We start from the raw sequence: 21090 nt of genomic DNA, 5'->3' as shown, positions 1-21090 counted from the left end.
TGAACATGCACTGGACCGACAAGGGGGGCCTCCTGCTCCTCGCCGGGGCGCTCCTCGCGCTCTCGGGCCCGTTCGCGGCGACCACCGCCTCGGGCGCGCCCCGTACGACCGCGCCCGGGGCCGCCCACGCCCTGCCGAAAGCCCCCGCCCGGGCCCCGTACGCCCCCGCCGACCCCACCGACGGCCCCGACCCCATCGACTTCGCCGTCGTCGTCGACCAGTCGGCGAGCCTCGCCGACAAGGACCTCGCGCGCGAGACCGAGGCGGCGGCGCTGCTCAGCCAGGGCGAGATCTCGGAGCGCTCGCGGGCCGCCGTCATCGGCTTCGGCAGCTCCGAGAAGCCCGGCCAGTCGCCCGTACGGGAGGTCTGCCCGCTCACCGTCGCCGACGCGGCCGGCCGGGAGCGGCTCAGCGACTGCGTCCAGCAGCTGAACCACCGCGACCGGGAACGGACCGGCCCCGGCACCGACTTCCCGGCGGCCGTCCGCCAGGCCGTCACCCGCCTCACCGAGGGCGGACCGGCCGGCGGCGCCCGGCCCGGGGCGCCCGTCGTCCCCAAGGTCGTCTTCCTCCTCACGGACGGGAAGCTCGACGTCGCCGACAGCCCGGAGTACGGCACCGACCGCGACAGCCGGCAGTCCAACGGCGCCCGCAGGCTCACCGAGGAACTCGCCCGCGCCCGGCAGGCCGGCGTACAGATCTGGCCCCTCGGCTTCGGCACCGAGATCGACGGCGCCGCCCTGACGGCCATGGCCGAGGGCGGCTACCGGGGCGCCTGCTCCGAGATCCCCGGCTCCGTCCCGCGCATGCGCGTCGTCGGCACCTCCGCCGAGATCGACAAGGCCCTCCAGGAGACCTTCGCCGCCGCCCGCTGCGCCCGGATCGCGCAGGGCACCGTCGGCAAGCCGCCCGCCGACCTGACCGTCACCATCCCGCCCATCGCCACCGACGGTTCCCTCACGGTCGCCAAGCACGACCCGAAGGTGCAGGTCACGTACTACGACCCGGCAGGCCGCAAGGTGCCGGTCCGGGGCGAGTTCGACGGCTCCTCCTTCGAGGTCAGCGGACAGAACGGCCCCGTCGAGGCGCTGCGCGTGAAGAACCCGCTGCCCGGCCGCTGGCGGGTGCACATCGAGGCACCGGTCGGCCACCGCGACCGCGAGGTCGCCGTCCGCGCCATCTGGCAGGGGCGGCTGCGCTCCACCGTGGTCCTCGACCCGGCGTCCCCGCGCGCCGGGGAGCGGGTGAAGGTGGAGGTGCGGATGCAGACCCGGCGCGGCGTCGTCATCACCGACCCGAGGCAGCTCGCCGGCCTCGCGGTCTCCGCGGAACTGAAGGGCGACGGCTTCGAGCCCGTCGACTTCCGGCTCGCCGACGACGGCAGGGCCCCCGACGCCACCGCCGGCGACGTGCGGTTCACCGGCACCCTCACCGTCCCCGCCGGTGCCACGGGCGACCTGGAACTCGTCACCCGCATGGACGCCCCGGGGATCACCTCCGACCGCCGCCCGCTGCACGCAGGCGTCTCCGCGGGCATCCCGCTGGTGACCGCGGGCCTCGTCGTCGAGCCGGCGACCGTGCACCCCGGGGGCACCGTCCGCGGCACCCTCGACGTCACCAACAACGACACGGCGCCGCACACCCTGCGGCTGGCCCTGGCGGACCAGGTCCCCGGCGCGGAGCTCACCGTGACCCCCGCGACCGTCACGGCCCGGCCGAACGGCGCCACCAGCGTCCCCTTCACGATCACGCTCGGGAAGGGCACGCCGCTGGGCGAACTCGGCGGCCGGGTCGCCGTCGTGGACGCCGGCGACGGCGACCGCGTCCTGCGGGGCGCCTTCCTGTCCGTACGGGTGGTGGCACCGCCCACCTGGTGGGAGCGGTGGTGGAAGGCCGTGCTCGCCGGGGCCGCCGTCGTCGCCCTCGCGGGAGCCGTCCTCGGCATCCGCCTGGCGGCGCGCCGCCGCCGCCGGGACATGACCGGCGTCACGCTCGAACTGTGCCAGGACGGAAGGCCGTTGGACTCGCTGACCGTCCGCCGCGGCCAGAGCCCCGGGGGCGCCTTCGTCTTCGCCGTCGACGAGCCCTACGGAGCCCCGCCCACCCTCCGCAGGCTCCCCGGCGGCGGCTCCTCCGCCGCCCACGTACTGCGCCGCACCGGCGCGGGCGAGCTGCTGCTGCGGCCCCGGGGCGGCGGCCAGGTCCCGGTGCGGCCCGGTGAACCGACCGGGCTCGGCGACCACGAGCTGGTCGTACGGGGCGGCCGCCCGGCCCCGCCCGGCTCCCGCGGCGGCCTCCGGCCGGGGAGGTTCGGCGGGCCCCGGCGCACCGGCCCCGGCACCGGCCCCCGCGGACACAAGGACGACGGCGGGCGCCGCGGCGGCTCGGGCGACGCGGCACCGGACGCCTTCCCGGACGCCGGCCCCGACGCCGGCGGCGACTACGACGGCAACTTCTGACCGGGCCTGCGAGGAGAACGACATGAAGATCTACCAGCCCATGCTCTTCGTCGGGCTCGGCGGCACCGGCGGGCGCATCGGCAGCGAACTCGAGCGCAGCCTGCGCCGGGAGCTGTGCGGACCCGACGGCACCGACCTGGTCGACGGCGGACGCCGGCTGCCCTTCCAGCTGCCCGACTGCCTCCAGTTCGTCTACGCCGACTTCAGCGAGGGCGAGATCGTCAGCCAGCCGCAGTTCAAGGCGAAGGGAACCGAGGCCGCCGCCTTCGCCCGTACCTCCCGGATCGTCCGCGACCTGCTGCCCACCGACTTCGACTCCTCGCCCGAGGTGACCCGGATGCTGCGGGTCTCCGTCCCCGAGGAGACCCGGCTGTGGCTGCCGCCGCAGGCCCGCCAGCCGCGCGTCGCCCCCCTCAACAACGGTGCCGGACAGCTGCCGACCGTCGGCCGCGCCGCGCTCTTCGCGACCGTGCGCTCCGGCCTCGAACCCGTCCTGCGGCAGCTCCGCGAGGCGATCGGGGCCATCGGCCAGGCGGCGGGCGACCTCCGGCGGGTCGGCGGCGGACGGATCAGGGGCTGCGACGTGTTCGTCGCCTTCTCCGTCGCCGGCGGCACCGGCGCGGGCATCTTCTACGACTTCATCCACCTCATCGGCCACGAGTTCCGCAACGCCCGGGTCCCCGGCGTGAAGATCTACCCGCTCGTCGTCATGCCCTCCGCCTTCCCGCCCGAGGCCGGCGGCGGCCGGGAGGCCGAACTCAACTCCGCCCGCGCCCTCGTGGACCTCTCCCGGCTCGTCGACGACCAGAACGTCCCCGACGCCCTCGACCAGGTCGGCGACGTCGAGGACCGGGGCCGGCTCAGCGTCACGTACCCCGGTGACGGAGTCGTCGCGCTGCGCCCCGCCACCATGCAGACCGCGTTCCTCTTCTCCAAGCCGGCCGTCATCGGCAGCGACGACCTGCGCCGCTCCATCGCCGCCATGGTGATGTCGCTGATCGGCACCGACCTCGGCGACGACAACGGCTCCGCGACCCGCGTCGAGGAGGACTACCAGTCCTTCGCCGCGAGCTTCATCAACAAGAGCGTCGAGCGCTCGACCCCGGCCCGTACCGGCATCGGCTACCGGGGCATGTCCACGAGCCTCGCCGCCTCCCTCACCGTGCCCGTCGACGACCTCGCCGAGATCGTCGCGGCCCGGCTGCTCGCCCAGGCGGTGCGCGGGATGTCCGAGCGCGCCCGGCGGCCCGACCGGGAGGGGCAGAACCACGTACGGGACCTGTTCACCCGCTCCGGCGTCGGCCGGCTCTGGAGCCGGGAGGCACCCGACGTCCCCGCGCCCGAGCAACTCCCCCGGGGCAAGGGGAAGATCACCCAGGAGCTGCGCAACCGGCTCGGGGACATGGAGGAGGCGCTGCGCCGGCTCGACGGCAGTCTCGCCCGTGAAGTGCCGCGCCTCACCGAGGACTTCAGGCCGAGCGCGGGAGTGCGCGAACTCCTCGGCCAGATGGACCCGTTCCAGGTCGAGGCCGTCCTCGCCGGACTCCCCGGACACCCCGACCGGGTGGCCAGGGAGGGCTTCACCGGCATGCTCGACAACCGGCGCAACGAACCCGAACGGCCCCCGAACGTCCAGACCTCCGCGCCCGCCATCCCCGCCGTCCGGGGCAGCGTCGGCGGAGTCGTACCGGCCCGGTGGAGCGACCCCGACGTGCAGGACGCGCTCGCCGCCCAGGAGGCCTGGTACCAGTGGCGGGCCCGGACCCTGTGGCACCGCGGCTGGCAGGCCGGCGAGGCCCAGTGGCGGCCCTCCCTCAACCGGGTCTTCGCCGAGGTGACCGAACTCGCCAAGGCGCTCCGCGTCCACGAGCACGACGAGGCGAAGGCCTTCGCCGAACGCCGCCGCGACCTCTACCGCGACGACCGCGCCGGCATCGCCTACCTGCTGCCCCCGCAGAACACCCTGCGCGCCTTCTACGACGACGTCGTCGACCGGCTCGCCCAGAGCCTGGGCCTGCCCGAGTCCGCCGACGCCGCCGCCCTCCTCGGCCGGCTCGTCGGCCCCGACGACTGGCGGCGGGCCCTCGACGCGGTCCGCCGCTCGTCCGGGGCGGCCGTGAAGGAGATCAAGCAGGTCGTCGAGCGGCGCGTCAAACGGCTCTTCGGCGAGGCCAACGACGATGTCTTCGCCCGCCCCCTGCTGCCCTCCATGGAACTGCTCCTGCGCGCCGCCTCGGGCGACGAGACCGCCGAGGCGAAGGTCGACCCGCGCTGGCTCGACCAGTTCCGCGCCCGCCTCGCCGGGCTGATCCCGGTGGGCTTCGTGCCCGACGGCAGCGGCCCGCTCAAGATCCTCATCGTCCACCCGGCGAGCGAATCCGACGGCAGGGCCCGCGACTTCCTCGAACAGGAACTCAACCTGCCCGCCCGCGTCACCCCGGAGAGCCGGGCCGGCGACACCGACTCCATCACCGTCGTCTTCTTCCGCAGCGGCATGAACCTCACCGACATCTCCGAGGTCCGCAGCGTCCTCAGCCTCTGGTCCGAGGCCCGCGACGCGGGCGGCGAGGACGACTTCCTGCACTGGCGCCAGCGCCTCGGCTACCAGGACGACTGGCTGGTCTCCACCGAACACGACCGCCAGCGCATCCTGCACCGGCTGCTCTGCGCCCTCTGGAACGGCCACATCGACGCCGAGGGCCCCGCCGACTCGCCCCATGTCGTCCGCATCCGGCTCCAGGACGGCGAGTCCGCGACCATGTCGCTGCGCCTGGAGGGCTTCGACGGCTCGCTCTCCAGCTGGGCCGGGCTGCTCCGCGCGTACGAGCGCTGGGCGCTGCTCGACGAGGGGCAGATCATCGAGCAGTTCTGCGAACGCCTGATGCAGGCCCTGCCGAAGGGGCTCGCCCAGATCCCGTCGCCCCCGTCGGCGCTCTTCACCCACTTCGTGGAGCGGGTCGCCCCGCGCCAGCTCGCGCTGATCGACGAACTCGTCGCCGAATACGGCGAGTACGGGGACACCGACAGCGAATGGCTCGCCCCGCTGCGCCACTTCTGGGAGGTCACCTACCCGGGCGCCCTCGACATGCGCTTCCCGAGGGCCGCCCGCGCGACCAGGTCCACGCTGAGGGCCCTGTACGAACGGCACGGGGCGCGGGGGAAGGGGAGCGGGGCCGGGGTGGAGGCCGGGAGCGGGGCGGCCGGCGGTGGTGTCGTGCCCGATCCGCGTACGGCCTACGGGAACGGCGACGGTCCCGGACCCCTGCACGGACCCGCACCCGCACCCGTGCCCGCGCCCCGGCCGCCCTCCGCCTACGAGGGCGACTGGGAGCTGGAGCCCGAACCGGACTTCGGCCCGGAGTTCGGTCCTGGCTACGGGCCGGGCCACGAAGGGGAGGCGGAATGAGCCCGCGCGTCCTCCCTGAGCGACCACTGCCGGGGCACGCCGTCTGTCTGGACCTCCGGACGGCGGGGGCCCACGACCCCGACGCCGTGGTCCGCGCGGCCCTGGACGCCCCGCAGCCCGGCGGCGAGCGCCGCTTCCTCGTCGTCGACGAGGCCGACCGGCTCGTCGCCCACCAGCGGCTCTACGAGCGCCTCTCCTCGTACGGGCCCGCCCACATCGTCTGTCTGGCCGTCGGCGAGCGGGGCGCGCGGAGCGTGAGCCGCTCGCTCACCCTGCGCCCGCCCGCCGCCGGTGTCCTGTGGCTGTTCGACACGGTGGAGGACGGCGTTCCGGGCGAGGCCGTGCTGCGCCCGCTCGTCGCGGTCCTCTCGACGCCCGAGGTCTTCGACGCCGTGCTCCGCGCGCTCGGCGAGGTCGTGCACGGCGTGGCCGTGCCCGCCGCGCGCGTCCTGGAGCACGACCTGACCGACGAGGCCCGGGCGCGCGCCTGGCGGCAGGCGGTGGAAGGGCTGGCGGGCCAGGACGTACCGGCGGGCACCCCCTCCGCCGAACAGGTGCCGGGCACCCTGGCCCTGCTCCTCGACGAGGGGGTCCCGCGCTCGCTGGCCGGCCACCGCTGGCTGCCGCCCCAGGGCAGGGCGGGGTCCGCGATCGGCGCGTGCGAGGAGGCCGTCGGGGACGCCGTCGACGACTACCAGCGGATCCGGGGCGCCGCCGGGCTCCTCACCCGCGCCGGCCGGTCGGTCGACCTGCCGGGGGACATCGAGCGGGTGACACGGGAACTGGGCCGGTTCCGTGCCGTCGTCGCGGACGCCTTCGGCGCGGCGGGCGGCAGCCGGCTCACCGCCGAGCACCGGGGCCTGCTCCGCGACCGGGGCATCGAACTGCCCGAACTGCCACGGGAGATCACCCGGGCCGGGATCGTCCCGGCCCTGCGCGACCACACCCACGACCTGATCGGCAAAGGCCTGCCGCTGCGGTCGGTGGCGGCCCGGCTGTCCGCGCTCGCCGCGCGCACCGCACCCGTCGGCAGCGCCGCCCGGCTGGCCCGGCTCGACGCGATCTGCGGGCCGGAACGGCTGCGGCGGCTCGACGAACGGCACGCCTTCACGGCCGGCGGATCCCGCCCGGCGGCCTTCGCGGTGACCGGGCTGCTCGCCCTGCTCGCCGGGGTGTGGCCGGTCCTCGGCTGGTTCCTCGGCCCGGCCGCGGGCGGGGTCGCCGCCGGGCTCGCCCTGCTGATGCTGCGGCGCAGGCCGAACCGTTCGCCGGACGGGCGGATCGACGGCGGCGGCTCGACGGGGGCGGCACCCCGCCTCCTGGGGGGCCTGGTCGGCGGCCTCGTCGGGGCGGGCGCCGGCCTGTTCCTCGGCCTGCCGGCGTGGGCGGGCGCGGTCGCGTCCGCCGCGTCCCTCACGGCCGTCGTCCTGCTCGCGCTGCGCGACTGGAGCCGCGCCGTCGACGACTGGTGGGCGCGGGCGGACCCCGAGGAGGCGTGGCGCGTCCTGCGGGAGATCCAGACCCTGGTCGTCACGACCGCCGTGCACGACTGGCTCTTCGCCGAGGTGCGGCACCACTGCTCGGCGGGCGCGGGGGCGGTGTCCCGGCTGCTCCGTGACCTCGCGGCGACGGCGGACACCCACGGTCGGGCGTACGAGCGGGACGGGTCGCCCGGTGCGGCCCCGCGCGCCTCCGACCCCGCCCCGCCGGAGGCGGAGACCCGTACCGCCGCCTGGAGCTGGGAGGACTGGGGCGGCGGGGAGGAGAACGACGACGTCTGGTCCGACATGGACGAGGAACCCCGGCCGCCGTCGCCGCCGGGCCGGCCCTCCGGCCCCTCCCTGGCCAAGCCCACGGACCCGTACGCGACCGGTGGGGCGGGCCGACCGGAGCCCGTGGTCCCCGACGGCCCGCCGTCGTCCGTCCCGCCGCCCTCGTGGCTGGAGCGGCGCTACGGGGACGGCGGCCCCCTCCTCGTCGACACGCTCGTCGGGGACCTGGTCGCCGGCACCCTCCTGATCCTCGACCGGTGCTGGGCGGGCATCGAACGCGACCCCGGCGCCCGCGCGTCCGCCCTGCACGAGCAGCGGATCGCGGAACTCCTGGACGAGACCCGCCTCCGCCTGGAGCGCGATGTGGCGGCCTCGCCGCCGCCCCGCTACGACGGGCTGCGCGATCCCGAGGCGCTCACCGCCCTCGCGCCCTTCGCCGACCGCACCGACCGGCCCGACGCCGCCCGGCTCACCGGGGTCGCCCCCGACGCGGTCGCCCGGCTGCTGCTCGCCGAGGACGACCCCGGCCACACGATCCCGCTCTGCGGCCCCGAACACCTCAGGCTGCTCTCCCACGATCCGCTCGCCGCCCGGCAGGTCCGGTTCGTACCGGAGGCGATGCGGCGCGGGGCCGCCGGGGACGACGTGTGGCGGGGCACCGCCGAGGACGTCGTGTGGACCGGCGCGGGACGCCACGCCGGAATCCTCCGTCTCGTACCCCTGCGCGCGGACGTCGTGCACACCGTCCGCGCCCAGGAGGCGGGAGAACCGTGACAGACCCGAACCACCGGAACGACCGGAACGACCCGAAGCACCGGAACGAAGGGGGAGGGCCCGCCGACGCGCACCGCCGGGAGGACCCCGGGCCACCGGCCTACGCGTACCGCCGGGAGGACGCGGGGCCGCCCGCCGACACCGGCCGGCCCACCGGCGTCGGCCCGCGGGACGACGCGGGCCGGCCGGTCGACGCCGGGCCGCCCCCGCACGCGAACCACCCCATCGGCCCCGACCACCCGGACCATCTCAGCGCCCCGAAGCCGCCGCCCCACCCGTACTACCAGGAACTGGAGTTCCGTACCCCGCAGGAGGAGACGGTCCGCTTCGTCGTGCGGTACGGCGAGGACCACAGGCCCCCCGACCGGCCCGGGTTCCTGGCGCGCCGGGCGTTCCTGGGGACGGCGGCGGTGCCGGTCCACCAGTACCGGCTGGCCTCGTCCGCGCAGGGCGACCCCCGGGCGTTCGGGCTCCTGGAGCGCGAGGTGTCGGCCGCCGTCGCCCTCGAACGCCGTTACGGCGGAGCCCGGTTCGGCGCCGTCCTCACCCGGGTCGTCGGCTTCGACCTGACCGCCGCCGAGCCCTTCGTGCTGTACCGGCCGCCGGGCGGGCGTCCGCTCACCGACTGGGCGGGGCGTCTCTCCGCCGAGCACCAGGAAGCGGTCGTCGGCCAACTCGCCATGGCCGTACGGCTGCTGGGCGACGTCGACCTCGTCCACCGGGCGATCACCCCCGACACCGTCCGGTGGGACGGCACCCGCGTCCGGATCCGCGAGCCGTACGCGGCGCTGCGCGCCGGTGAGCCGCGCGACCCCTTCGGCGTCGCCCCCTGGGCGTCGCCCGAGCAGCGTGCGGGGCGCGGTGCCGCCGATCCGCGCGACGACCTGTGGTCCGTCGCGGAGATCGCGTACCTCCTGCTCTCCGGCCGTCCCGACCGGGGCGAGGGGCCGCCCGGCGACCTCGCCGACTACCGCCGCCTCGCCGCCCTCGAACACAGCGGCCTCTTCTCGCCGCGCGCGGCCGAACGGCCGCACCCCGCCGAGCTGTTGAGGCTGCTCCATGTGCCCGATCCGCTCGCCGGAGGCCTCGGGCCGGCCGATCCGCTCGACCGGTGGCGCGCCGAGTACGACCACCAGGTCGCCCGGAAGCGGGCCCTGACCGGTACGGACCGGCAGGGGGTGCGCGGCCCGTCTCCGGACGCACCGGGCCCCGTCCCCGACCAGCGCCCCTCGCGGACCACCCTCATCGGCCGCATCTTCGGCGGCGGCGGCAGCGGCTCCGGTGGCGGCGCATCCGACCGGTCGTCCCGCACCCCCGCCCCCGCGCCGGAGTCTCCCTCCGCGCCGTGGTCCGGACCGGCGCCCTCGTCGGCCGTCGTGCCGGAGGCGCCCGCGCGGGCCCGGATGTGCCCGCACTGCCTGCTGCCCGTCACCTACGACGAACGGCTCCTCGTCACCATCGACGCCAAGGGCAGCCGCATCCCGCTGGACCTCAGCGCCGAACGCCGTCCCGGCCACCGCTCCGACGCCCTCCGCAAGGCGTACCACCTCTGCCCCCACACGGGGGAGGGCGACGAGGAGCACGAACTCCCCGTGCCCTACCTCACCAACGGCGAGCCCCTCACCGTCGCCCTCGTCGGCAGCTCATCCGTCGGCAAGACGCACCTGCTCGCCGCCATGCTGGGCGAGGTCGAGCTCGGCGGCCTCGAACCGTACGGACTGAAGTGCCGACCGCTCAACCCCGAGGCCCACCGCACCTATCTGCGCGAACGCGTGCAGAGCCTCCAGCAGGGGCGGCAGCTCGGCCGCACCGGACAGCAGACCTTCGCCCGGTTCGCGGACGGGCTGCTCGTCTCGGCGGGCGGCGCCACGCCCCGGCCCGTCGTCTTCTTCGACCTCGCGGGCGAGGACCTCGCCCAGGACAGCGAGGTCGGCCGCTTCCTCATGGGCGTCGACGCCTTCGTCTTCGTCCTCGACCCGCTGCGGGCGCTCCGGATCTCCTCCCTCGACCCCGTACGGGAACAGAGCGGGCTGCGGCGGCGCGAACTCGGCGACGAGGCCTTCGCCACCGTGCTCAACCGGATCCCCCGGCAGCGCGGCGGGCTCGTCGCCGCACCGGCCGCGCTCGCCGTCAACAAGAGCGACCTCGTCCGCTTCGAGCCCGTCGTCGACCGCTGGCTCGGCCGGGCCCTGCCCGGCCGCCACGACCCGGCCGCGCTGCACTCCGAGAGCCGGGACGCGTACGCCTTCCTCGCCCAGCACGCCAGTGCCGCCTGGCTCAAGCCCTTCGACGACTGCGCCGACTGCACCCTGCACTTCGTCGCCGCGACCGGCGGGCAGGCGCGCGGCGACCGATTTCCGCACGGGGCCCGGCCGCGCCGGGTCCTCGCGCCGCTGCTGTCGCTCTTCGCCGCGTGCGGGCTGCTGCCCGGGGCGGAACCCGCGGGAACGAGAGAGGAGATCGACCGATGACACGGTCGGAGAACGAGGTCGACCAGATCGTCTTCCGCTGGGACAGCGAGAACCTCACCGGCAGCACCGGCTTCGGACCGGTCGCCTGGTCGGGTCCCCGGGACGAGGCGGAGACCCTCTTCAGGCTCTCCGCCCCCGTCCTGCGCGCGAGCGGCGACGAGACCCGGCCCGCCCTCGTCCGGCTCCAGCGGCGGGCCGACGTCATGCTCATCCGGCGCACCCCGTTCACCGAGGCCGACGGCGGGACCTCCGTGCTCTGCCACGCGCTCGTCGGCGCGCCCGCGCTCCTCCCGCCCGCCACCTGCCTCGGGCTCCACGCCTGGAACTGGGAGGGCGCGGACCTGGACGCCGCCGCCGTGCGCGGCCCGCTGCCGGTCGTCCAGGAGGCCGTCCTCCTCCGGGCGTCCAGCGGGGGACAGGGTGAACTCGACCGGGCCCTGGCGCACGTCGCCGACGAACTCACGGGCACGGTGGCCGAGTTGCTCCGTCACCCCGACGAGCGCTTCACCGTCCTCGACGAACGGGGCGACACCGCGGGCCTGGTCCTCTGGGGACTGCACGGCATGTTCGGCGAGGTCGCCGACCGCCGGTGGACCTTCGCCACCCACGACACCGCCGAACTCCCCGCCCTCCGCTTCGTGTTCGTGGGTCGCTGGTCCGGCGCCGCGAGCCGCAACACCGAACGCCGCCGCGTCGACCCGCGTGAACGGTTCGGCGACCGGGCGGAGCAGATCGCGGAGCGCCTGGTCGCCCACCACGTGCGGGGGGCGACGGCGGGGGAGGGCGGCGAGTACGCGGTCGGCAGCGCGCTCCACGCCGCCGCGTCCACCCGCCGAGGCCCGCTCCTGGAGACGGCCGCGCGGGCACTCGACGCGTTGGACCTGCGGGGCGCGGGCGGCGGTCCCGGGACGCGGCCGGCACCGGAGGCCGGGTCCTGGGGAGAGGAACCCCGTGAGGAGACACCGCCCGTACGGGGCCGGAGGGGCGCGGTACGGGGGTGGCTGACCTCGGGGTCCCGTACGGGGGAGGCGGAGACGCCCGGGGGCCGGCGGGTCGGCGACGACGGGGACCGGGGCCGCGACCGGGACGTGGACCGCGACCGGGACGTGGACCGCGACCGCGCATGGGACCGGGACTTCGACTTCGGCTTCGAGGCCGACCGGGCTCCCGGATACGGCGAACCGGGTGGGCCCTCCGTGCCGGTTCCCGGCGCACGGACCCCCGGAGCCGTCATCCGACCGGGCCCGTCGGAGCGCCCGGACCTGTGGTTCCGCCCGGAGAAACCGGAGAAACCGGAGAGCCCGCAGAGCCCGCAGAGCCCGCAGAGCCCGGAGAACCCGGAAAGCCCGAAGGAAGCGGACAGGGCCGGGACGACCGACCAGGGCCGACCCCTCGACCCGTACGGGGAACCCGTCCGGGCGGAGGAGGCCGCACCCCCGGCGCGGTCCGTCACCCCCGAGCCCGCGCCGCCCGAGCTCGCGCCCGCCGAGCCCTTGTTCCCCGAGCCCTCGTTCCCCGAGCCCGAGGGCCCGTACGGTCCGCCCTCCGAGCCCCCCGCCCCCGGGGACGACCCCTACGCCCGCCCCTTCCTCCCCCCGAACGTCCCCCAGTGGACCGGACCCGGCGCCTCGGGCCGGCGCGCGGCCCTGAGACGGGTACGGGGCCGTGGACGGGAGGTCGAGAGCGGGCTCGTGCACAAGCTGCCGACCGCCCGCGGCGCGCTGGAGGCCCGTGGTCTCGTCGAGCGGGGCGGCAGCCGCGAGCTGCTCGACGCGCTGCGCCGCCCGCAGCGGTACGAGATCCTCACCGTCCTCCTCGGGGAGGTCGCACGGCGGCTGCCCGCCTGGGGCCACCCGATGCGCCGGGAGCTGTGCGAGGTCGTCCTCGGGTGGGAGCTCTGGGCGGCCCGGCCGCCGGGTGCGGACGCCGATCCGTCGGATCCGCCGCCCTCCCGCCGCGCGGCCAACGCCGCCGAGCTGCACCGCTGGGCCGTCCGTCCCCTCCTCGGCGCGGGCGACGCACCGGTCGGCACGGTCGCCGCGCTGCTCTCCCGTCTCCGTACGAGCCCGGCGCCGTCCGCCCGGGAGGCCTTCTGGCTGATCGTCGACCGCGAGCGGCCGGGCCTCCCGGAAGCGGTCTGGCTGGCCCTCCTCAAGGAGGCGTACGGGGTGCCCCGTACGCCGCCGGGCCCGGGGACGCCGGGGCAGCGGCCCGGGTCCGGCCCGGGCGGTCCACCCGGCGGGGACGACCCCGACGACCCCGACAACGGCTACACCCGCCGCTTCCTGGGCCGCGTCGGGCTCCTCCTCGGCGGCCTGGTGATCGCGATCCTCCTGGTGGCCGTACTGACCTGACCGCACCCGCCGCACAGTTCGGCCCGACCCGCCCCGACCCGAAACGTGGGCCCGCGCCGCCCCGCTCCGTCAGGATGGACGTATGGGATTCCATGTCGACTCCGAGACCGGGCGGCTGCGCCGCGTCATCCTGCACCGGCCCGATCTGGAGCTGAAGAGGCTCACCCCGACCAACAAGGACGCCCTGCTCTTCGACGACGTGCTGTGGGTGCGCAGGGCCCGGCAGGAGCACGACGGCTTCGCGGACGTGCTGCGCGACCGGGGCGTGGAGGTCCACCTCTTCGGTGACCTGCTCGGCGAGTCGCTCGACGTGCCGGCGGCCCGCTCGCTCGTCCTGGACCGGGTCTTCGACGAGAAGGAGTACGGGCCGCTGGCCGCCGACCACCTCCGGGCCGCGTTCGACTCGCTGGACGCGGGCGCGCTGACGGAGGCACTGGTCGGCGGGATGACGAAGCGGGAGTTCCTGGCGGCCCACCGCGAGCCGACCTCGGTGCGGTTCCACGCCCTGGACCTGGACGACTTCGTGCTCGGGCCGCTGCCGAACCACCTGTTCACCCGGGACACCTCGGCCTGGATCTACGACGGCGTCTCGATCAACGCGATGCGCTGGCCGGCCCGGCAGCGCGAGACCGTGCACTTCGAGGCGATCTACAAGCACCATCCCCTCTTCACGGGCGCCGAGGCGGGCTCGTTCCACACCTGGTCGGAGGGGCAGGCCGACTACCCGTCGACGATCGAGGGTGGCGACGTCCTGGTCATCGGCAACGGCGCCGTGCTGATCGGGATGAGCGAGCGGACGACCCCGCAGGCGGTGGAGATGCTGGCCCGGGGCATGTTCGCGGCCGGTTCGGCGCGCACGATCATCGCGCTCGACATGCCGAAGCGGCGGGCGTTCATGCACCTGGACACGGTGATGACGATGGTCGCCGAGGACACGTTCACGCAGTACGCGGGGCTCGGGATGCTCCGCTCGTACACGATCGAGCCGGGCGACGCGGGACAGTCGCTGCGGGTGACCGACCACCCGCCGGAGCAGATGCACAGCGCCATCGCGGCGGCGCTCGGGCTCCAGGACATCCGGGTGCTGACGGCGACGCAGGACGTGCACGCGGCGGAGCGCGAGCAGTGGGACGACGGGTGCAACGTGCTCGCGGTGGAGCCCGGGGTGGTCGTCGCGTACGAGCGGAACGTCACCACGAACACGCATCTGCGCAAGCAGGGCATCGAGGTGATCGAGATCCCGGGCAGCGAGCTGGGCCGGGGGAGGGGCGGCCCGCGCTGCATGAGCTGCCCGGTGGAGCGGGACGCGGCCTGAACCGGGGACGGAAGGGGGCTGTATATAAATGTTGAAGTGCGTATACACTTCCAGCGTCCCCGATCGCCGTCCCCCGACCCGTACCCCCAGGAGCGCGTCCCATGGCCACAGACCTCATCGGCCGCCACTTCCTCAAGGAGCTGGACTTCACCGCCGAGGAGTTCCGCGCCCTGGTCGCGCTCTCCGCCGAGCTCAAGGCCGCCAAGAAGGCGGGCGCCGAGGTCCAGCGGCTGCGCGGCAGGAACATCGCCCTGATCTTCGAGAAGACCTCGACCCGCACCCGCTGCGCCTTCGAGGTCGCCGCCGCCGACCAGGGTGCCTCCACCACCTATCTGGACCCCGCCGGTTCCCAGATGGGCCACAAGGAGTCGGTCAAGGACACCGCCCGCGTCCTCGGCCGGATGTTCGACGGCATCGAGTACCGGGGTGACGGCCAGTCCGTGGTCGAGGAGCTCGCCGCCTTCGCCGGCGTCCCCGTCTTCAACGGGCTCACCGACGACTGGCACCCCACCCAGATGCTCGCCGACGTGCTCACCATGACCGAGCACACCGACAAGCCGCTGGAGACCGTCGCCTTCGCCTACCTCGGCGACGCCCGTTTCAACATGGGCAACTCCTACCTGGTCACCGGCGCCCTGCTCGGCATGGACGTGCGGATCGTGGCCCCGGAGGCGTACTGGCCGGCCGCGGAGATCGTCGAGCGGGCCCGCGAGCTGGCCGAGGCCAGCGGGGCCACGATCACCCTCACCGCGGACGTGGCGGAGGGGGTCCGGGGCGTCGACTTCGTCGCCACCGACGTGTGGGTCTCCATGGGTGAGCCCAAGGAGGTGTGGGACGAGCGGATCGCCGCCCTCGCCCCGTACTCCGTGACCATGGACGTGCTGCGCGCCACCGGTAATCCGGGCGTCCGGTTCCTGCACTGCCTGCCCGCCTTCCACGACCTGGGCACGGCCGTCGGGCGGGACATCCACGCCCGGCACGGCCTGACCGAGCTGGAGGTCTCCGACGAGGTCTTCGAGTCGTCGCACTCGGTCGTCTTCGACGAGGCGGAGAACCGGATGCACACGATCAAGGCGGTCCTGGTCGCCACGCTCGCCGGTCCGGCGGCGGAATAGCCTTGCACCTGATTGGGTGAATATGCGTAGTGCGGTTTACGATCGCACGATTCAGGGGGGTCCGGGCGCACATGCTCGGACCCCCCTCACGCATGCACGACCAGAGACGAGAACCACCGCATGACCTCGCGGATCAAGACCCCGCAGCAACTCCTCGCCGAATCGGGCGCCGACCTGGAGGGCCACGGCCTCAAGCGCACCATGGGCCTCTTCCAGCTCGTGTGCTTCGGTGTCGGCGCGATCGTCGGCACCGGCATCTTCGTCGGCCTCTCCGACAGCGTCGCCGAGGCCGGCCCCGCGGTCGTCGTCTCCTTCGTGCTCGCCGCGATCACCTGCATCTTCACCGCCTTCTCCTTCGCGGAGCTGGGCGGCGCGATCCCGGTCTCGGGCTCCTCGTACTCCTTCGCCTACGCGAGCCTCGGCGAACGGACCGCCTTCCTCGTCGGCTGGTGCCTCCTCCTGGAGTACGGCGTCTCCGTCTCCGCGGTCGCCGTCGGCTGGAGCCAGTACCTCAACGAACTGCTCGACAGCCTCACCGGCCTCCAGCTGCCCACCGCGCTCTCCTCCGGACCGGCCGACGGCGGGGTGATCAACCTGCCGGCCGTGGTCGTCATCCTGCTCGCCGCGACGCTGCTGGTGCGCGGGGTCCGGGAGAGCGCGCGGGCGACCGCCGCCATGGCGATCCTCAAGATCGGCATCCTGATCGTCTTCTGCGCCATCGGCTTCTCGGCCTTCGAGGACGGCAACCTGTCGCCGTTCGCCACGGACGGCCTCGGCGGGATCACCGCGGGCGCCTCGGTGGCCTTCTTCTCGTACATCGGCTTCGACGCGATCACCACGGCCGGCGAAGAGGTGAAGAACCCGCGCCGGAACATCCCGATCGCCATCCTCGTCTGCATCGGGATCGTCACCCTGCTGTACTGCGCCGTCGCGCTCTCCGCGATCGGCGCCCTCGGTGCCGACGCCGTGGCCGACCAGCCCGCCGCGCTCTCGCTCGTCGTCGACGAGGTCACCGGCTCGTCCGTCGGCGGCGGTGTCATCGCGTTCGGCGCGGTCGTCGCCATCGCGTCCGTGGTCCTCGCGGTGATGTACGGGCAGACCCGCATCCTGATGTCGATGTCCCGCGACGGCCTGGTGCCCCGGGTCTTCGAGCGGGTCTCGCCGAAGTCCGCGACCCCGGTCGCCAACACCTGGATCGTGGCCGCCGTCTTCGCCGTCCCCGCGGCCTTCGCCTCGCTCGACGTGGTCGTCAACCTGACGACGATCGGCACCCTCGCCATCATGGCGGTCGTCAACCTCGCGGTGATGGTGCTGCGGCGCCGTGACCCCGGGCTGCCGCGCTCGTTCCGGGTGCCGCTCTTCCCGCTCAGCCCGGTCCTCGGGATCGGCTTCTGCCTCTATCTGATCTGGGGCACCGGCTGGACGACCTGGGTGCAGTTCGCGGGATTCCTCGTGGTCGGCGCGCTGGTGTACGCGCTGTACGGGCGGCGCCACTCGCGCCTGGTCACGGCTCCGAGCGAGGGCGCTGCGACGGGATCCCCGGGAGCGTGAACCAGACCGCCTTGCCGTGCGCGGTGGGGCGGTGCCCGCAGTCGCTGCTGAGCGCCCGGATGAGGAGGAGGCCCCGGCCGTGCTCCTGCCAGGGGTCGACCTCGGTCTCCGGGTCGGGGCAGACGAGCTGGCCGGGGCGGGCGGGCTCGGAGTCGTGGACCTCGATCTGGCAGCCGCCGGGCGCCGAGAGCAGCTCGACGACCAGCTCGATGGGGCCCCGCCCCGCGGTGTGCTCGACGGCGTTGGCGACCAGCTCGGCGGTGAGCAGCTCCGCCGTGTCGCCGTCGGGGCGGCCGACGGCCCCGGGGCCGATGTCGGCGAGGGCGGTACGGATCAGGGCGCGGGCGATCGGCACGGCGGCGGTCGTGTGCGGCAGCTCGACGCGCCAGGAGACGGCCGGACCGCCGACCGGGGGTCCGGTGGCTTCGGGCATGGGGCAGGCTCCCTTCACCGTGTGGGGGCGGGTGGGCGAGTGGGGTGGAGGCATCCCGAGACGTCCTGGTTTCAACCATACGAGGTGCAATTTATTTCTCCAGGGGCGCCCCTCCCCGGTGTGCGGGGACCTCGGTCACCCCTCGCGGGGACCTTGGGCGGCCCCCCCGGTCCTCCTTGTATCGCGCAGTCGTGACGACAGTCACAACAGAGTGATACCCTCCGAACGGAGGAAGGAGGCCGTTCCGGATGAGCCCCTTTACCGGTTCCACGCCCCGCACGGCCCACTGGGAACACCTGCGCCTCGACATCGACCGGGGCATCGCGACCGTCACCCTCGCCCGCCCCGCGAAACTCAACGCCCTCACCTTCGGCGCCTACGCCGACCTGCGCGACCTCCTCGCCGAGCTGTCCCGTGAGCGCGCCGTCCGCGCCCTCGTCCTCGGCGGCGAGGGCCGCGGCTTCTGCTCCGGCGGCGACGTCGACGAGATCATCGGCGCCACCCTCTCCCTCGACACCGCGCAACTCCTCGACTTCAACCGGATGACCGGCCAGGTCGTCCGCGCCCTGCGCGAGTGCCCCTTCCCGGTCGTCGCCGCCCTGCACGGCGTCGCCGCCGGGGCCGGGGCCGTCCTCGCCCTCGCCGCCGACTTCCGGGTCGCGGACCCCACCACCCGCTTCTCCTTCCTCTTCACCCGCGTCGGCCTCTCCGGCGGCGACATGGGCGCCGCCTACCTGCTGCCCCGGGTCGTCGGGCTCGGCCACGCCACCCGCCTCCTCATGCTGGGCGAGCCGGTCCACGCCGCCGAGGCCGAGCGCATCGGCCTGCTCAGCGAGCTGACCGAGGAGGGCGCGGCGGGGGAGCGGGCCGCCGCCCTCGCCCGCCGTCTCGCCGACGGCCCCGCGCTCGCCCTCGCCCAGACCAAGGCCCTGCTGACCGCGGAACTCGACATGCCGCTCGCCGCCTCGGTCGAAATGGACGCGGCCACCCAGGCCCTGCTGATGAACGGCGCGGACTACGCCGAGTTCCACGCCGCCTTCACCGAGAAGCGGCCCCCGAAATGGCGGGGGTGCTGACGGTGCCGGGCCCCGGCGGGGACCGGGTCCGGCCGGCCGTCTCCCGGATCGCCGTCATCGGCGGCGGCCCCGGCGGCCTCTACGCCGCCGCCCTGCTCAAGCGCCTCGACCCCGCCCGCGAGGTCACCGTCTGGGAGCGGAACGCCCCCACCGACACCTTCGGCTTCGGCGTCGTCCTCTCCGACGAGACCCTCGGCGGCGTCCGCGACGCCGACCCCGTCGTGTACGAGGCGCTCCGCCGCGACCTCGTCCGCTGGGACGACATCGACGTCGTCCACCGCGGCCACCGCACCACCTCCACCGGCCACGGCTTCGCCGCCCTCGGCCGCCGCCGGCTCCTGGAGATCCTGCACGCCCGCTGCACCGGCCTGGGCGTACGGCTCCGCTTCCGCACCGAGGCCCCGCCCGCCGACGCCCTCGCCGCCACCCACGACCTGGTCGTCGCCGCCGACGGCGTCCACAGCCGCACCCGCGAGGCCCACGCCGAGCACTTCCGCCCCCGGATCACCCCGCACCGCTGCCGCTACATATGGCTCGCCGCCGACTTCCCCTTCGAGGCGTTCCGGTTCGAGATCGCCGAGACCGAGTACGGCGTGATGCAACTGCACGCCTACCCGTACGAGGCCGGCGCCTCCACCGTCATCGTCGAGATGCGCGAGGAGGTGTGGCGGGCGGCGGGCTTCGCCGAACTGGGCGAGGCCGAGTCGACCGCCCGCTGCGCCAAGATCTTCGCCGAGGCGCTCGGCGGCCGGGAGCTCCGCGCGAACAACTCCGCCTGGACCGTCTTCCGTACCGTCGCCAACGCACGCTGGTCCCACGGCAACACCGTGCTCATCGGCGACGCCGCCCACACCGCGCACTTCTCCATCGGCTCCGGCACCAAACTCGCCGTCGAGGACGCCCTCGCCCTCGCCACCGCCGTCGACGCCCACCCCGGCCTCCCCGAGGCCCTCACCGCCTACGAGACCGCACGCCGACCCGTCGTCGAGTCCACCCAGCGCGCGGCCGCCGCCAGCCTCCACTGGTTCGAGGAACTCGCCGGCCACGTCGACCGGCCGCCCCGCCGCTTCGCCTTCGACCTCCTCACCCGCAGCCGCCGCGTCACCCACGCCAACCTGCGCCTGCGCGACCCGGCCTTCACCGCCGCCGTCGAACGCGACTTCGGCTGCCCGCCCGGCACCCCGCCCCTGTTCACCCCCTTCCGGCTCCGCGGCCTGACCCTGCGCAACCGGATCGTGGTCTCGCCCATGGACATGTACGTCGCCGAGGACGGCGTCCCCGGCGACTTCCACCTCGTCCACCTCGGCTCCAGGGCGCTCGGCGGCGCCGGACTCGTCATGACCGAGATGGTCTGCGTCAGCCCGGAGGGTCGCATCACCCCCGGCTGCACCGGCCTCTGGACCGAGGAACAGGCCGCCGCCTGGGCCCGGATCGCCGACTTCGTCCACACCTCGGCGCCCGGCACCGCGCTCGGTGTCCAGCTCGGCCACTCCGGCCGCAAGGGCTCCACACGGCGCATGTGGGAGGGCATCGACCAGCCCCTCCCCACCGGGAACTGGCCGCTGGTCGCCGCCTCGCCCCTCCCGTACCGCCCCGGCGTGAACCAGGTCCCGGCCGCCCTCGACCGCGCCGGACTCACCGCAGTGCGCGAGCAGTTCACCGCCGCGGCCCGCCGCGCCGCCCGCAGCGGCTTCGACCTCCTCGAACTGCACGCCGCCCACGGCTACCTCCTCTCCGGCTTCCTCTCCCCGCTCACCAACCACCGCACCGACGCGTACGGCGGCGACCTCGAAGGACGGCTGCGGTTCCCCCTCGAAGTCTTCGACGCCCTGCGGGAGGTGTGGCCGGAGGAGCGCCCGATGACCGTGCGCGTCTCGGCCACCGACTGGGCCGAGGGCGGGACGACCGACGAACAGGCCGTCGCGGTCGCCCGCGCCTTCGCGGAGCACGGCGCCGACGCGATCGACGTCTCCACCGGCCAGGTCGTCCCCGAGGAGACGCCCGCCTACGGCCGCTCGTACCAGACCCCGTACGCCGACCGGATCCGCAACGAGGCCGGGGTGCCCGTCCTCGCGGTCGGCGCGATCTCCTCCTGGGACGACGTCAACTCCCTGCTCCTGGCGGGCCGCGCGGACCTCTGCGCCCTCGCCCGCCCGCACCTCTACGACCCGCACTGGACGCTCCACGCGGCGGCCGAGCAGGGGTACGAGGGCCCGGCTGCCCCCTGGCCGGCCCCGTACCGGGCGGGCAGTCGGCCGCCCCCCACGGGCCGCCGGGAGTAGCCCCCGCCCGGGCGCCGTGGACGCTCGCGTATGCGGGTGCGACGCGGAACCATGTCCACCGGACCCCCGGCCCACTTGAATG

Annotated in this window: 11 protein-coding genes; 10 read left to right on the top strand and 1 reads right to left on the bottom strand. The window is 75.0% G+C overall.

Annotated elements, in window-relative coordinates; genetic code table 11:
• Positions 1-5: 5 nt before the first annotated feature.
• The 8 genes from ASD33_RS11285 (at position 6) to ASD33_RS11250 (ending at position 17217) form a co-directional block, all read left to right on the top strand.
• Positions 6-2459, top strand: coding sequence for a vWA domain-containing protein (locus ASD33_RS11285; protein WP_199863509.1), 2454 nt, complete (start codon positions 6-8; stop codon positions 2457-2459).
• A 22-nt stretch (positions 2460-2481) separates the two neighbouring features.
• Positions 2482-5865 (top strand): tubulin-like doman-containing protein, encoded by a 3384-nt coding sequence (locus ASD33_RS11280; protein WP_242426906.1) that lies wholly within the window; start codon positions 2482-2484, stop codon positions 5863-5865.
• Positions 5862-8411, top strand: a complete 2550-nt coding sequence (locus ASD33_RS11275; protein WP_056557482.1) for a hypothetical protein — start codon at positions 5862-5864, stop codon at positions 8409-8411. The genes ASD33_RS11280 and ASD33_RS11275 overlap by 4 nt, the downstream gene beginning before the upstream one ends.
• Positions 8408-10882 (top strand): hypothetical protein, encoded by a 2475-nt coding sequence (locus ASD33_RS11270; protein WP_242426905.1) that lies wholly within the window; start codon positions 8408-8410, stop codon positions 10880-10882. The genes ASD33_RS11275 and ASD33_RS11270 overlap by 4 nt, the downstream gene beginning before the upstream one ends.
• Positions 10879-13236, top strand: a complete 2358-nt coding sequence (locus ASD33_RS36775; protein WP_056557480.1) for a hypothetical protein — start codon at positions 10879-10881, stop codon at positions 13234-13236. The genes ASD33_RS11270 and ASD33_RS36775 overlap by 4 nt, the downstream gene beginning before the upstream one ends.
• An 82-nt stretch (positions 13237-13318) precedes the next feature.
• On the top strand, positions 13319-14551 hold the full coding sequence (locus ASD33_RS11260) for an arginine deiminase (protein ID WP_056557478.1): 1233 nt from the start codon (positions 13319-13321) through the stop codon (positions 14549-14551).
• A gap of 101 nt (positions 14552-14652) precedes the next feature.
• Positions 14653-15666: an ornithine carbamoyltransferase gene (gene argF / locus ASD33_RS11255; RefSeq protein ID WP_056557477.1), complete on the top strand. Its 1014-nt coding sequence runs from the start codon at positions 14653-14655 to the stop codon at positions 15664-15666.
• 120 nt (positions 15667-15786) lie between these two features.
• Positions 15787-17217: an amino acid permease gene (locus ASD33_RS11250; RefSeq protein WP_056557474.1), complete on the top strand. Its 1431-nt coding sequence runs from the start codon at positions 15787-15789 to the stop codon at positions 17215-17217.
• On the opposite strand, the gene ASD33_RS11245 is transcribed toward ASD33_RS11250, so the two are convergent.
• On the bottom strand, positions 17171-17650 hold the full coding sequence (locus ASD33_RS11245; protein ID WP_056557471.1) for an ATP-binding protein: 480 nt from the start codon (positions 17648-17650) through the stop codon (positions 17171-17173). The genes ASD33_RS11250 and ASD33_RS11245 overlap by 47 nt on opposite strands.
• A 248-nt stretch (positions 17651-17898) precedes the next feature.
• Here ASD33_RS11245 and ASD33_RS11240 point away from each other — a divergent pair, with 248 nt between their 5' ends.
• Both ASD33_RS11240 and ASD33_RS11235 read left to right on the top strand, forming a co-directional pair.
• Positions 17899-18726 carry an enoyl-CoA hydratase family protein gene (locus ASD33_RS11240; RefSeq protein ID WP_056557469.1) on the top strand — a complete coding sequence of 276 codons (828 nt, stop codon included), beginning with the start codon at positions 17899-17901 and terminating at the stop codon, positions 18724-18726.
• Complete coding sequence (locus ASD33_RS11235; RefSeq protein ID WP_056557467.1) at positions 18711-21008, top strand: bifunctional salicylyl-CoA 5-hydroxylase/oxidoreductase; 2298 nt, start codon at positions 18711-18713, stop codon at positions 21006-21008. The genes ASD33_RS11240 and ASD33_RS11235 overlap by 16 nt, the downstream gene beginning before the upstream one ends.
• Positions 21009-21090: the final 82 nt, after the last annotated feature.

This window comes from Streptomyces sp. Root1304 (assembly GCF_001426405.1).
Taxonomy (GTDB): domain Bacteria; phylum Actinomycetota; class Actinomycetes; order Streptomycetales; family Streptomycetaceae; genus Streptomyces.
The sequence above is the reverse complement of the archived record's forward strand: the minus strand, read 5'-3'. Positions and strand labels throughout refer to the sequence as shown.

What these genes read in the sequence shown, in the direction of transcription:
- ASD33_RS11240 (WP_056557469.1), top strand. Translation starts at nt 17,899, where the DNA reads ATGAGCCCCTTTACCGGTTCCACGCCCCGCACGGCCCACTGGGAACAC.
- ASD33_RS36775 (WP_056557480.1), top strand. Translation starts at nt 10,879, where the DNA reads ATGACACGGTCGGAGAACGAGGTCGACCAGATCGTCTTCCGCTGGGAC.
- ASD33_RS11275 (WP_056557482.1), top strand. Translation starts at nt 5,862, where the DNA reads ATGAGCCCGCGCGTCCTCCCTGAGCGACCACTGCCGGGGCACGCCGTC.
- ASD33_RS11250 (WP_056557474.1), top strand. Translation starts at nt 15,787, where the DNA reads ATGACCTCGCGGATCAAGACCCCGCAGCAACTCCTCGCCGAATCGGGC.
- argF (WP_056557477.1), top strand. Translation starts at nt 14,653, where the DNA reads ATGGCCACAGACCTCATCGGCCGCCACTTCCTCAAGGAGCTGGACTTC.
- ASD33_RS11245 (WP_056557471.1), bottom strand. Translation starts at nt 17,650, where the DNA reads ATGCCCGAAGCCACCGGACCCCCGGTCGGCGGTCCGGCCGTCTCCTGG.
- ASD33_RS11260 (WP_056557478.1), top strand. Translation starts at nt 13,319, where the DNA reads ATGGGATTCCATGTCGACTCCGAGACCGGGCGGCTGCGCCGCGTCATC.
- ASD33_RS11285 (WP_199863509.1), top strand. Translation starts at nt 6, where the DNA reads ATGCACTGGACCGACAAGGGGGGCCTCCTGCTCCTCGCCGGGGCGCTC.
- ASD33_RS11235 (WP_056557467.1), top strand. Translation starts at nt 18,711, where the DNA reads ATGGCGGGGGTGCTGACGGTGCCGGGCCCCGGCGGGGACCGGGTCCGG.
- ASD33_RS11280 (WP_242426906.1), top strand. Translation starts at nt 2,482, where the DNA reads ATGAAGATCTACCAGCCCATGCTCTTCGTCGGGCTCGGCGGCACCGGC.